Source organism: Zarconia sp., from assembly GCF_057467645.1.
Window position 1 is genome coordinate 25,262 of record NZ_JBRJXU010000130.1, and the last position, 13,746, is coordinate 39,007.

At 51.8% G+C, this 13,746-nt stretch carries 10 protein-coding genes and 1 pseudogene; 6 read left to right on the forward strand and 5 right to left on the reverse strand.

What is annotated here, in order from left to right; translation table 11 throughout:
- Window positions 1–6: 6 nt before the first annotated feature.
- Window positions 7–3,591, reverse strand: a complete 3,585-nt coding sequence (locus tag AC2215_RS20120; RefSeq protein ID WP_486811793.1) for a PAS domain S-box protein — start codon at window positions 3,589–3,591, stop codon at window positions 7–9.
- Window positions 3,592–3,964: 373 nt separating this feature from the next.
- Between AC2215_RS20120 and ndhC the strand changes: the two genes are divergently transcribed.
- The 4 genes and pseudogenes from ndhC (at window position 3,965) to AC2215_RS20140 (ending at window position 6,722) form a co-directional block, all read left to right on the forward strand.
- Complete coding sequence (ndhC, locus tag AC2215_RS20125) at window positions 3,965–4,327, forward strand: photosynthetic/respiratory NAD(P)H-quinone oxidoreductase subunit C (protein ID WP_486811794.1); 363 nt, start codon at window positions 3,965–3,967, stop codon at window positions 4,325–4,327.
- Window positions 4,318–5,052 carry an NADH dehydrogenase subunit K gene (locus tag AC2215_RS20130; protein ID WP_486811795.1) on the forward strand — a complete coding sequence of 245 codons (735 nt, stop codon included), beginning with the start codon at window positions 4,318–4,320 and terminating at the stop codon, window positions 5,050–5,052. Before ndhC ends, AC2215_RS20130 begins: the two co-directional genes overlap by 10 nt.
- A complete protein-coding gene (locus AC2215_RS20135) occupies window positions 5,045–5,572 on the forward strand; it encodes an NAD(P)H-quinone oxidoreductase subunit J (protein WP_486811796.1) in 528 nt (175 codons plus the stop codon). The genes AC2215_RS20130 and AC2215_RS20135 overlap by 8 nt, the downstream gene beginning before the upstream one ends.
- A 270-nt stretch (window positions 5,573–5,842) precedes the next feature.
- Window positions 5,843–6,722: pseudogene (locus AC2215_RS20140) on the forward strand (IS630 family transposase).
- A 168-nt stretch (window positions 6,723–6,890) separates the two neighbouring features.
- Here AC2215_RS20140 and AC2215_RS20145 read toward each other — a convergent pair.
- Window positions 6,891–7,589 carry a glutathione S-transferase family protein gene (locus AC2215_RS20145; protein WP_486811797.1) on the reverse strand — a complete coding sequence of 233 codons (699 nt, stop codon included), beginning with the start codon at window positions 7,587–7,589 and terminating at the stop codon, window positions 6,891–6,893.
- Window positions 7,590–7,735: 146 nt separating this feature from the next.
- Between AC2215_RS20145 and AC2215_RS20150 the strand changes: the two genes are divergently transcribed.
- Complete coding sequence (locus tag AC2215_RS20150) at window positions 7,736–8,098, forward strand: winged helix-turn-helix transcriptional regulator (protein WP_486811798.1); 363 nt, start codon at window positions 7,736–7,738, stop codon at window positions 8,096–8,098.
- A gap of 139 nt (window positions 8,099–8,237) precedes the next feature.
- On the opposite strand, the gene AC2215_RS20155 is transcribed toward AC2215_RS20150, so the two are convergent.
- Complete coding sequence (locus AC2215_RS20155; RefSeq protein WP_486811799.1) at window positions 8,238–10,478, reverse strand: hypothetical protein; 2,241 nt, start codon at window positions 10,476–10,478, stop codon at window positions 8,238–8,240.
- An 82-nt stretch (window positions 10,479–10,560) separates the two neighbouring features.
- On the opposite strand from AC2215_RS20155, the gene AC2215_RS20160 reads away from it, so the two are divergent.
- The gene (locus tag AC2215_RS20160; protein WP_486811800.1) at window positions 10,561–10,695 is read left to right on the forward strand and encodes a hypothetical protein; all 135 of its coding nucleotides are present in this window, start codon (window positions 10,561–10,563) and stop codon (window positions 10,693–10,695) included.
- Between the two features lie 235 nt (window positions 10,696–10,930).
- Here the strand turns inward: AC2215_RS20160 and AC2215_RS20165 are convergent, their stop codons facing one another.
- Both AC2215_RS20165 and AC2215_RS20170 read right to left on the reverse strand, forming a co-directional pair.
- The gene (locus AC2215_RS20165; RefSeq protein ID WP_486811801.1) at window positions 10,931–13,066 is read right to left on the reverse strand and encodes a hypothetical protein; all 2,136 of its coding nucleotides are present in this window, start codon (window positions 13,064–13,066) and stop codon (window positions 10,931–10,933) included.
- Between the two features lie 144 nt (window positions 13,067–13,210).
- Window positions 13,211–13,746: calcium-binding protein (locus AC2215_RS20170; RefSeq protein WP_486811802.1), on the reverse strand; the 536-nt coding region annotated here is incomplete at its 5' end.

Consider the following 13,746-nt stretch of genomic DNA (forward strand, 5'->3'; position numbering starts at 1 on the left):
CAGACCCTAGCCAACCACTCGATTTCTCCCCTCAGCCTTCGCCCGATAAAGCGAGGCATCCGCCCGTTGTACCAATGCTTCCCCAGTTCTTCCATGTTCGGGGAAACACGCGATCCCCAACGAAATTGTAATCGTGCCCAGGGGTTGGTCTTGATAATGGAGTTTGAGTTGTGCGATTTCTCGACACAACTGCTCGGCCCGTTTGCGGGTTTCATCCAAATCCATCCCCGGAAAAATTAACGTCAATTCCTCTCCGCCATAGCGACAGGCAATATCCGAGACGCGGATATTTTGCTGTAAAAAGCTCGCCAATTCTCGTAAGACGATATCTCCGGCTTCGTGACCCCACGTATCGTTATATTTTTTGAAATGGTCCACGTCAACCATGGCAATACCCAAGGGGTAATTGCCGCGATTCGCCCGATGAAGTTCTTGCTGGAGAGACTCCTCCATATAGCGTCGGTTGAACAAACCCGTCAGGGGATCGCGAATGCTTTGATTGTGCAGGGTTTCCCGCAGTTTGAGGTTCGCCAGTGCCAGGGAAAGATGTTCCGATACCGTACGGGCGAGTTGATGTTTGGCTTCTGGCAATCGTCCCGCTTCATCGGAACTCAAATAGAGCAATCCCATGATTTCCCCTTGAGCCATCATCGGTACGCAAAGGGATTCAGCCGGTAGGGGATCGCGGTGAATGTGTTTGCAGAATAAATTGGGGCTATTTTGCTCGGCTTCGTGGAGTAACCCTCGCCGCAGAGCCCAACATTCATTGGGGGTAAAGAGGGTTTTACTGTAGAGCAGATCTCCCCAGTGAGATACGATTTCCACTAAGTTGGACATGGTATCGAGAACGAAAATCCCACCGGAACAATCGGGAAAGAGGGGTTGCAGCAGATCGGACATGGCAGTATAAGCCTCTTCAACCGTCAGGCAAGCTTGGAGGAAATCGCTCATCTTGCCCAACAGTCTCATTTCATCATTCCAAAGTTGCAGTTGGTTTACAGAATCTTGGAGTTCTTGATTGGCGTGCTGCAAGCGATCTTCCATCTGCTTGCGTTCGGTAATATCCGTTGCCGTTCCCAAAATTTGCTGGGCTTTCCCATCGGAATTTCGATTGAAGAGGGTATCTTTTCGGTACAGCCACCGCCATTGACCGTTGGCGTGTTGCATCCGCAATTCTAGCTCGAAGACATCTTCGACTTTGGCTAAATCGAATTTTTGCAGGTGGTTTAAAAATCGAGGATAGTCTTCCGGATATATGGCTTCTTTGAGGGTTTCGGCATCTACATTTTGAAACTCATCGGGCGTATATCCCAGAATGGTAATAATTTCGTGATTGACGTAGATATGACGACGATCGAGTAAATCGTAGATATAGAGAATATTCGGGGTTGAGTCGGCAATTTGCTGGACGAACCGTTGGCTATCTCGCAGGGCTTCTTCGGCTTGTTTGCGATCGGTAATATCGTGAAGAATCGAAAATAAGAGTTGCTTGCCGTGATATTCGATCGGACTCGAAAAGCCTTCCACCCATCGCATCTCACCCCCACTTTTTTTATGGGGCACGACAAAAGAATTTTGCAATTCGAGCTTGGCTTTTTTCATCTCCTGTTCCACTTGCTGTCGGGAGAGATGATGGAGGTCAAAAATGGTTAACCGACATAACTCATCTTGACTTTGGCCGTAAAAATCTTCAGCGGCGTGGTTGGCATCGATAATCGCACCATAATCCGGCTCGATGAGGAGCATAATCGATTTGTGACTTTCAAACATGGAGCGAAATCGACGTTCGCTTTCTTTGAGAGCGACTTCTGCTTGCTTGCGAGCGTCGATATCTTGAACGATGCCAATAAAATATTTTGGTTCCCCCGTCGATTCTCGCATCAGGGACAGCATCACGCTCACCCAAACGCTCGAGCCATCTTTACAGATGTAGCGCTTGTCCATCAAATAGTATTCAATTTCCCCTTCGAGTAACTGACGCATCGACTCTTGACTTTTTTGTCGATCGTCGGGGTGGGTGATATCGCCAACGGTATATTCTAAAAGTTCGATGCGGTTGTATCCGACAATGTCGCAAAATTTTTGATTCAGTCGAAAAAATCGCCCTTCTAAGGTACAAATTTCCATCCCCACCGCAGCTTGCTCGAAGATGGCGTGAAAGCGTTCCTCGCTATCTTGAAGTAAGGCTTCTCCATATTTGCGATCGCTAATATCTTCGACGACGCCAATTAGGTATTCTGGCTCCCCCACCCCGTTGGGAACCACCGACAAGTTTAATTCGACCCACAGCTCGGAACCGCTACTGTGCAAGAAGCGCAGCTCCTTGAACGCCTTAGTCCGTTTGCCATTGAGTAAAGGCTCGAGCCATTTGGGATTGAGTGGGGGATCCTCTGGATGCAGCAACTCGAAGAAGGATTTCCCCTGGAGTTGAGGTGGGGTGAAACCGAGTAAATTACAAAACTGACCGTTAGAGCGGACGATCTGACCGTCGATGCGAGCGTGAAACATACTGACCGCGGCTCGATCGAAGGTCGTCCGCGCCAGGTTGTCGCTGGCTTTTTGGGCGGCTTGAGCCAGTTGGCGTTCTTCAATTTCGTGCTGCAATCTCTCGTTGAGCAGCGTAAATTTATCGTCTTCTTGTTCGAGTTCCTGGTTGTGGCGCTCCAACAACGCCGCTTTTTCCGCTTGCAGGCTGTGGATTTGGCGATGCAAGCCATCGATCGTGCTGTAGAGTTGCGAAGGGGCCAGAGCGCGGACCAAATCTCGTTGGGTGACGATGCCAATGAGCTCGTCTGCGCGATCGAGGACGATCGCTTGCCGAACCCGATCTTGCTCCATGCGCTCGTAAGCACGTTGCAGGGAATCTCCCACTCGCAGGACGCTGCGGGGTCGATTGCTAATGGTTTGCACCTGGACTGCCTTCGCATCGAGTCCCAAGCTCAGAAATTGAACCAGATCCGTTTCGGTGACGAGACTCGGGGAGCGCGATCCCCCATTGGAGTCCGTGGCGCCTTCGATCGCAACGCAACTCATCCGATGCTCGACGACGAGCTGGGTCACTTCCCATACCGAAGCCGTACCATCTGCTTGCAGTACGGGAGAACTCATCACCTCTTCTACCCGTCGCCACTCAAAAAGATTGAGGGGTTTGAGAGCCTGACAAATGCGATCGGTCGTCACCACACCCCGGAGTTTGCCCCCGTCTGCGACGATAGGTAGGTGACGCAGACGATGCTGGTAGATTAAGTTAACGATCCCAAATAAATCCTGACACTCCGATTCTTCCACCACGATCGGACGCTCGTCGAGCCTCTGGACCACCATCGACTTTTCCAAGGTCTCATCTTGGGAAAAACTGCGCAGGATATCTCGTTCGGCAAGCACCCCAAGCAGCCGCTCTCCTTCAACAACGCAGACATAATTCCCAGAGGTCTCGTCAGCTCGATTTGGGCGCTCGGACGTACCGTTACGCGATCGAGAACAGGCCATTCTCATGGGACTCATGCGGGCGAGCGCTTCCTCGATCGAGATATCCGGAGGAACGGTTACGGGGTGGGGATCGATCGCCGCTTCGACGGATAAAGTAGACATGGGTGAAATCGTCCCAAGGTGAGATTGCATAGAAACTGAGTTTTGGGAATAGAGAGAAACGATCGCAGACTTATATATTAGCGAGCGCTCGCGCGACCTCTGCGTAATGTCCCCTACCCTACTGATATAGCCTGATAAGGGGTTAAAGTGCCACACATCTAGTCCGATTTCATGGCAACTTCCTCTGCAAAGTGAGGAGATTGTAACCATGGGAAAGATGGAAAGGACAAACATTCACCATCGATTGTGGATCTTTTCTTCACACCGAGTTCTCGAGGGTTATTGTCCCTTCAACACGAGGGTGGGCTTTATCGCGATTTTCTGTAACTATAAGTAAAGATACGCTGTTAAACCTATACGGTCATTACATATTTTGTTTGTTCTCAGCGGTTACGAATACTTTCTAGGCTTCCTCATCTTATGCAGTCTCGTGCCAATTTTGGCCCTGAGTGCATCGAAGCTCCTGCGGCCCAAAAGTATGGGTCTCGAACGAAACACCACCTACGAATCGGGGATGGAACCCATTGGCGGTGCTTGGATTCAGTTCAACATCCGCTACTATATGTTCGCCCTGGTGTTCGTGATTTTTGATGTGGAGACGGTGTTTCTATATCCCTGGGCAGTAGCATTTCACCGACTCGGACTCCTTGCTTTTATCGAAGCCCTCATCTTCATCACCATCTTGGTGGTAGCCCTAGTTTATGCATGGCGCAAAGGCGCTTTAGAATGGTCATGAGCGAAAACACACCACTGGCGACCCCAGACAAACCCCTATCAAATCCGATCGGACGGCCGGAAATTACCCAAGAACTCTCGGAAAATCTGATTCTGACGACGGTAGACGATCTCTATAACTGGGCCCGGCTGTCGAGTCTGTGGCCGATGATGTACGGCACGGCTTGCTGCTTTATCGAATTTGCGGCGCTCATCGGTTCTCGATTCGATTTCGATCGCTTCGGTCTCGTCCCCCGGAACAGCCCCCGACAGGCGGATTTAATCATCACGGCCGGTACGATTACGATGAAAATGGCACCTGCCGTGGTGCGGGTTTACGAACAGATGCCCAATCCCAAGTACGTGATTGCCATGGGCGCTTGTACCATTACCGGAGGCATGTTCAGTGTCGATTCTCCGACGACGGTACGCGGTGTGGATAAGTTACTGCCGGTGGACGTGTACATTCCCGGCTGTCCTCCCCGACCGGAAGCCATTATCGATGCCATTATCAAGTTACGCAAAAAAGTGGCCAACGAATCGGTGCAAGAACGGGGGCAGTTCCAACAAACTCACCGCTATCACACGGTTTCTCACAAAATGAAGGCCGTCGATCCGATTTTGACTGGCGAGTACGTTCGTTCTGTGAGTCGGCAAACGCCACCGAAGGAATTGACGGACGCCATCGGAATGCCAATTCCTCCCGCACTTCAAGCAGCAGCAACCGAGGAGGCAAATCGTGGCTGAAGATTCTAAACCCACGGAGTCGGTAACGGAAACCAAACCCATCCCTACGGGTAAAGTCTATGGATGGTTGGCTGAAAATGGCTTTGAAAGCGAAGCCCTGGAATTAGATGCCAGCGGCGTGGAAACGATTAAAGTCGAACCCAACTTCTTGATTCCCATTTCGACGGCTTTATATGCCTACGGATTTAACTACCTTCAATGTCAGGGCGCCTACGATACCGGACCCGGCGGCGAGTTGGTGAGTTTCTACCACCTGATTAAGGTCAGCGATAATGCCGTCAAACCTGAAGAAGTTCGCCTGAAGGTGTTTCTACCTCGGGAGAACCCGACTGTCCCTTCGGTGTACTGGATTTGGAAAGCGGCCGACTGGCAAGAACGGGAATCCTACGATATGTTCGGGATCGTCTACGAAGGACACCCCAATCTCAAGCGGCTGCTGATGCCCGAAGATTGGGTGGGTTGGCCCTTGCGAAAAGATTATATTTCCCCAGACTTTTTCGAGATTCAGGATGCCTATTAAGGCGATCTCGTCTATTGGCGATTTATCGAATATCCTGGAGGGGCGATCGCGGCTGTTTGCAGCCGGAACGCCTCTTTTTTAATTAACGTCAGTTCGGGATAAGGCAGTTTCCGGTGAAGGTGGGGAATAGGGAATGGGGAACGGGGAATGGGGAATGGAGTTTCCCCCTCACCCGAAGAAGAGATTGACTCTAGTGTGGTGTGCTATAGCTGTAGCCATCTTGGTTAGGACATAGACTAAGAGTATTCTGATTCTTGCTACTGAGTTGTGATGGCGAAACCCTACAGTAATGACTTCCGGCGAAAAGTCATAGAAGCGATTGAGTTAAACGGTCTCAAGAAAAGTGAGGCCAGTCAACTGTTCAATATCAGTCGCAATACGATTAATTTGTGGTGGAGCGCGCAAAGCTGAAACGGGCGATGTGAAGCCCAAACCCAGGTCAGTGTCCCGGCAGAATCACCGTATCCAGGATTGGGAGAAGTTTAGGACTTTTGTCAACACTCATGGGGACAAAACTCAAACCCAAATGGCACAGTTATGGGAAGGGGAGATGAGTCAGCGCACGATTTCACGGGCATTACAAAAAATTGGTTTGACCCGGAAAAAAAAACGTATGGGTATTCCCAACGAGACGAAGCCAAACGAGCTGCTTTCCGAGAACAACTAGGAGACCCAACAGCTCCTCACCTAGTTTATGTCGATGAGTCGGGTATGGATGAACGAGACAATTATGGTTATGGGTATGCACCAAGTGGGGACAGGTTCTACGATCTCAAATCGGGTCGGAGGCAGGGACGCATTAATATGATTGCTGGCTATCGCGATCGTCAATTAATTGCACCTTTTACGATTGAGGGAGCTTGTAATCGCACGGTATTTGAAATTTGGCTAGAAACTTGCTTGATTCCTGTTTTACGTCCGGGTGAGTGGGTAATTATCGATAATGCCACTTTTCATCATGGCGGTCGGATTGCCCAATTAATTGAGTCTGCTGGGTGTCAGGTCGTGTATTTGCCTCCCTATTCCCCCGACCTGAATCGCATCTGATTTGTGCTGGGCATGGCCGGGAAGTCGGATTCGCAAACGGTTAAATCATTCAGAGAGTTTACGCGATGCAATGGAAGCTGTTCTCAAGCAAGTAGCGTCCTAACCAATGTGGCTACAGCTATAGATTCGAGTCCGTCCCAACACGATCTCGAACCCCCAGACCGCTCGAACTTCTCCGGGGGTCGCTATTTCCGGCTGTGTCTTAACCCGAATTCACGTTAATTAATTCAGAATAGGGGGATTGGGGTAGGACAAGATCGCAACTTCAGGGTTAGAAACGAGAGGCATTTTCAGCTTGGGAAGCAGCTTCATCGCCTTTGCCAAAGAATGCAGGAAAAGGTTTGGGAATGGTGAGAGCCTTTTGGGTGGCCGGGCGAGCATCGATGCGATCGAACCAAGCTTTCAAGTTCTCGAGCCCTTCTACTGAAACCTTGGCCCAAGGGTAAGACCGCGCCCAAGGATAGGTGGCGATATCAACAATGGTGAAATCGTCGCCTAATATATAGGCTTTACCGGTCAGTTGCTTATCGAGAACCTCTAGCAACCGTCGAGACTCCTTCACATAGCGATCGATGGCATAGGGGTCTTCGTTGCCTTTAGGGGCCGCGATGCGCTGAAAGTACATCGCTTGGCCCATCATGGGACCAATACCAGACATTTGAAACATCAGCCATTGCAACGCTTGCGATTTCGCCTTTTCACCTGTGGGCAGAAACTTCTGGTATTTCTGCGCTAAATACCAAAGAATTGCACCGGATTCAAAAACAACAAAATCTTCATTGCCGCGATCGACAATTGTCGGAATACGGCCATTGGGATTGAGCCGCATATACCAATCGGACTTTTGCTCCTTTTTCCCAAAGTCGATATAGGTTAAGTCATATTCGATCTCGGCTTCTTCGAGAAAAATGACAGGTTTCCAGCCATTCATGGTGGAAGCGGTGTAGAGATGGATCTCGGGGGTCGGCATCGGGGTTTCCTCCTCAGAGCTAGAAAATAAACACGATAGGAAAGCTCAAGACAAGGCAGACTTCATGACATTTGCGGCTGACATGACTTAACATAGTCAGACCAGTCACGAGAGTCAACTAGTTTACTTTTAGTAACCACACTTTTATGGGAAGGTTGTTAGAGATCGACATTGATAAACAAGGTCGCAAGCATGCCGTGAAGCCGTGTCTAGAACCCTGCCCGATCGAACGGGGCATGAGAGTTTTGGGCGGAAAATGGAAAGGATCGATTCTCTGGCATCTTAAAGATGGTCCAGTACGCTTCAATGATTTAGCGCGTCAACTCGGAGGTGCGAGCAAAAAGATGGTGACGCAGCGACTCCGCGAAATGGAAGCAGCAGGCTTAGTGAACCGCGAGGTTGTCAGCGATCGGCCTATTGCAGTTACGTATCAACTCACGGATTTTGGCACAACGGCGCTCGGCTTTTTGGAAGAACTCAAAAATTGGGCAGAAACGAACAATATCTAGTACCCTATTTACGCGGTGTGCGCTCTTTTTGCGCGCGCCATATGGTGAGCGAGTAGACTTATCCCTTTTTTCCCCTTCCCTCTTCCCCCTTCCCCCCGTGCGAGAGGATTTTGGAGAATTAAGTTGCACATGGCGTCTATTAACTTCCCGATTTCAACATCAAGTATTTCGCATCTACCGGCATCGAAATGCGAACGAGATCGCCTTCGCGAGTTAATTCGATTTCTCCCGTTGCCATCCCGTTGGCATCCAAAACGATCGCGCGATCGATCTTGGAGTTATCGATCCTCAACGTCAAATCGTTTTCAATGATTTGCCAGGGCGCACTGCCGTAGTCGACCACCTCAAAACCCTGTCGTTCTCGTCCCTTATTATCTTCCCAGGTGACTTGGCGCTGCTTCCATTCCGTGGGTCGGGCGATCGTCCCCACCTGGACTAGAATATTCTCGGATTGGGAAATCGGTTTGTCATCGACGGAAACGACTAAAGCCGTTGCGTATTCGTTACCCGAAACAATGGTGACGTCCGTCAGCTCGATTTGTGATTCTCGATCGAGGAATCCCGTAGCCCCCTGAGCTTTGGGGGCATCTACCGTACAAATCCCCTTGCCGTAGTCCCAAACCACCTCATCGGTAATCGATCGCAGAATCTGGGCATTTTCATCGATATACCCTTGAAAGTCGATCGCCTCGCTGGCTGCGGGGTCACCATCGTATTCCACTTCCACCGGTCCCACTAAAAACGCCAGGGGATGCACGGTCGTTCGTTCTTGAGTTCGATCGCGTTCTGGGGTTCGATCGCGGTTGGGATCGAAGCTGCGAGTTTCCGAAATCTGGGGCGGACGGCGGTTCCACAAATCCTCGAGGCTGCGTTGTTCCCGCACCACTGGCTGCCCTTCTTGGAGATAGCCGCGACGGTACATCAAAGCTGCTGCCGGGAAATTCCCCAGCAGTTCGGGCGTATTGACGACCCACTTGCCGATGGAAGGCAACAATCTGTTGGCAGAGGCCGGTTGCTGCCACTGGGGTTCCCGGATAGAAAACCAATACAGTCCGTCCACCCCCCCAAGAGACTGAAACGCGCTTACCAAAAACGGACCTTCCGATTGGTAGCCGAGGGGGGGAACCCAAGAACTTTCCGGAACGATCGTCGCATGTCCGCTGACTTGCTTGATATTCAGGGGGAATTTGTCGGGATGGAAGAGAACGGATCGATCGGCGAACTTGTCTCCATTGACGATCGCCCAACCCCGATGTTTCCCTTCGTGAAAGCCGCCGTTATAGTAACGATTGACACCGATAACTTCTGCCGGCGTGTAGGAATAGCGTTCGGCATCGTTGAGTCGGACGGGATCGGCCGTTTTCCAGTTACCGGCGTTGATGAGTTGTTTAACGCCGATCTCTTCTCGCAGGAAACGCACCATTTCTCGATTGAACTCGCCCATGGTTTGGGTCCAAAACTGGGTTTGGTCGGCCAAACGCTTCCCTTTTCCGGTGTTGGGTTGTCCCGCACGAGTCATTTCGCTCAACGGATAGAACGCAACTGTTCCTCGATCGAAATCGTCTCCCTCTAACTCAATTCCTTGCCACGCCTGGGATGCCTCGGCTAGAGAACCGTATTTCGCTTCCAGCCACTGAGCGAATTGCCCTGCGAACAACTCCAAATCGCGACCTTGAATGTTATTCACCGTCCAAAATAGCAGCGAATCTTCGTTTTGCAACTGAACGATCGCCACAGCCGGTTCGTCCTTGAGGGCGACCCCCGTATAGGGATTTACCGGCTCGAAAATAGCCCGCAGCCAGCTTTTATAGGCTTCCTGAACTTCAGGATCGAAAAACAGCAATCCCTGCAGATCTTTGCTGTCGCGGGGAGTTCCCCAATTCGGCTGCGATTTGACGGTTTGGGCGTAGTAGGGGGAAATCGTCGTGTAGATACCCTCTTTTTTCATTGCCGCCACCAACTGCCACAGTTTTTCCCGCGCGCCTTCATCGATATCCGCTAACTGAGAGTCTTCGGTTTTGGGATGAATTTGACCGTGCCAGCGAACGGCGTTCACCCCCCGCTTGGCGAGGAATCGGGCGTGGTCGGCCAGGGCCTCCGGTCCCTGCTTCCAAACCGTGGAGTTAACCGCCCAGAAGCGAATTGGGGTGCCATTGCCTTTGGCAAAATCCTCCCCGTCTGAGGACAGGCGAACGAAGCCGGATTCCCCGGCGACGGTTTCGTTGAGCGATCGTAAATCCAGCAGGGCTTCATCGCTGTAGGTATCGGGAGGCGGATCGAAAGCCCAGGTTGGCTTCGAGGAAATGGCCGCGATTCTCCCAACTGAAGCCGTTGGGGGCTGATTCTCGGTACACGCAGGCAGCAGTATCGCAACCGCCATCGTCATTAGGACACTTGTGAAGGTGGGAAAGGGGGGCGAAGGGGGCATCGGAGGCAGGGGGGGAAAAATCGAGCGCGGGTTAATGACACAATTATCCGGTGTTGTCCGCGCCGGTCGTGGCGACGGCTATAAGATCGCGACTCCCAGCCAACCCCACCGACCTTGCTGTGCCAACCTGGCGAATTGCGAACCCAGCGATCGTCTCAAATTGGGTTGAATCATCATAATATCAAGTTCGGATAATTCGTTACAATTGCTGCGATTGCGCTGAATCTCTTCTCCCATACTCTCCCTGTGCTCCCACACGCTCCCGAGAGCTAGCGTCGATCGCTTTCACCAGAATTATAAGTGTTTAACCAAACTCGATCTAACGGTACAGCGCGAGCTTCTTGCCAAAACGGGCAAACCCCCCATGTTGAGGGAGGGTTTGGTTGATTTCCACGAGCAATCTGCTATCCCACAAACCCGAAGGTGGAACTATCGGATAAATCAAGTCCGGTGGTATTGCGAACGATGCCAATCAAATCCCGCACCTCCCCGTCGGGTTGGTAGAAAATATTGGTATTGCCGCTTGCCGTTTCCCGCAATACGTAATCCCCAGCATTCCCGTGGAGTTGAATCTCGTCTATCCCCACCTCAAAATCTCGAATCACCCCCCGACTGACGTTTCCATCGGCCACGGTTATGCCATCGTCGTCGTAGAAGACCGTAGTGCCATTGCCCAGAACGAATAAATCAGCACCCTGTTGACCCCGCAGAACATCTCGCTCTCCCAGACCCGGACTCGCCGCCGTTTCGTCGACTCCAATGAGGGTGTCGTTTTCGAGACCGCCATTGAGGCGATCGTTTCCGGACCCGCCAATGAGTAAATCGTCATCGTTCCCCCCCAACAGGGTGTCGTCGTCGGTCCCCCCATCGAGGGTGTCCGCCCCATTCTGACCGAAAAGCTTGTCGTTGCCGTCGTTGCCGAATACGTCGTCATCTCCCCCGCGCGCGCGGATGGTATCGTTACCCGCCAAGGCATCGAGAGTGTTGTTGTTGGCGTTTAAGGTGCGCTCGTCATCCCCTGGGGTGACGAAAAACTCAGCACCAAAGACTACGTAGCTTTCTCCGGCACCATAGTTGCCATTGGGGGCAGCATAAATTGCCCCGATAATGATGTCATCGAAGCCGTCACCGTTGACATCTCCCGCGCTGCTGACGGAACGACCCGAATAGTCACCAGTATCAATGCCGTTGAGGATAAAACCGTTGCTGCCGTCGAGACTCGATAAGTCCAAACTCGAAGAGAAACCCCCACTAGAGCCGAAAACCACGTAACTTTCTCCGGCATAACTATTGCCATTGGGGCCGGCACCATCTGCCCCGATAATGAGATCGTCGAAGCCGTCGCCGTTCACATCTCCCGCGCTGCTGACGGAACGACCCGAATAGTCATAAGTATCGATGCCATTGATGGTGAAACCGTTGCTGCCGTCGAGACTCGATAAGTCCAAACTCGAAGAGAAACCCCCACTTTTGCCGAAGACGACGTAACTTTCTCCAGCCTGAGCGTTGCCATTGGGGTCAGCAACACGTGCCCCAATAATGATGTCGTCGAAGCCGTCGCCGTTGACATCTCCCGCACTGCTGACGGCAAAACCCGAAAAGTCAAAAACATCAATGCCATTGATGGTGAAACCGTTGCTGCCGTCGAGACTCGATAAGTCCAAACTGGCCGCGAACCCTCCACTTTTGCCGAAGACGACGTAACTTTCTCCAGCACGCTCGTTGCCATTGGGGTCGGCACCATATGCCCCGATAATAATGTCGTCGAAGCCGTCACCGTTCACATCCCCCGCGCTACTGACGGAATTCCCCGAAAAGTCAGCAGAATCAATGCCGTTGAGGATGAAGCCGTTGCTGCCGTCGAGACTCGATAAGTCCAAACTTGATGAGACTCCCCCACTCGTGCCGAAGACGACATAGCTTTGTCCTGCACTACCATTGTCATTGGGGTCGGCACTTGATGCCCCGATAATAATGTCATCGAAGCCGTCGCCGTTCACATCTCCGGCGCTGCTGACGGAACGACCCGAACGGTCCCCCCCATCGAAGCCGTTGATGGTGAAGCCGTTGCTGCCGTCAAGGGCAGACAATTCCAAACTTGACGAGAACCCTCCACTTTTGCCGAAGACGACGTAGCTTTGTCCGGCACTATCGTTGCCATTAGGATCGGCACCAGTTGCCCCGAGAATGATGTCGTCGAAGCCGTCGCCGTTCACATCCCCCGCGCTGCTGACGGAACCACCCAAAACGTCAAAAGCATTGATGCCATTGATGGTGAAGCCGTTGCTGCCGTCGAGACTCGATAGGTCCAAACTCGAAGAGAACCCCCCACTTTTGCCGAAGACCACGTAGCTTTCTCCGGCATCAAGATTACCATTGGGGTCGGCAATATTTGCCCCGATAATGATGTCATCGAAGCCGTCGCCGTTCACATCCCCCGCGCTGCTAACGGAGTAGCCCGATCGGTCACCAAAATCGAGGCCGTTGAGGATGAAGCCGTTGCTGCCGTTGAGGTCGGATAAATTAATTGCACTTGTCATCGTTGTGTTTTCCTTGTTGATTTTGCTTGACTTTCTTTAGAGCTGGGGAGATTTTCCCTTTCATTAGAGTGATTGGGAAATCCGCCCAACAATCCTTGAAATCTTCTATTGGTAAGGGGTTCAGCGATTTCCGCGAGCAGTCTGCTATCCCACAAACCCGAAGGTGAAACTATCAGATAAATCCAGACCGGTGGTATCGCGAACGATGCCAATCAAATCCCGCACCTCACCATCGGGTTGGTAGAAAATCTTGGTATTGCCGCTGGTCGTTTCCCGCAATAGGTAATCCCCAGCACTGCCGTGGAGTTGAATGAGGTCTACCCCCACCTCGAAATCTCGAATCACCCCCCGACTGACGTTTCCATCGGCAACGGTTGTGCCATCGTCGTCGTAGAAGGCAGTGGCAGCATTGCCCAGGACGAATAAATCCGCACCATTTTGACCCCGCAGAACATCTCGCTCTCCCAGGCCGGGACGGGTGGAACTTTCGTCTACCCCAATGAGGGTGTCGTTTTCGAGACCGCCATTGAGGCGATCGTTTCCGGACCCCCCAATGAGTAAATCGTCATCGTTCCCCCCCAACAGGGTGTCGTCGTCGGTCCCCCCATCGAGGGTGTCCGCCCCATTCTGACCGAAAAGCTTGTCGTTGCCGTCGTTGCCGAATACGTCGTCATCTCCCC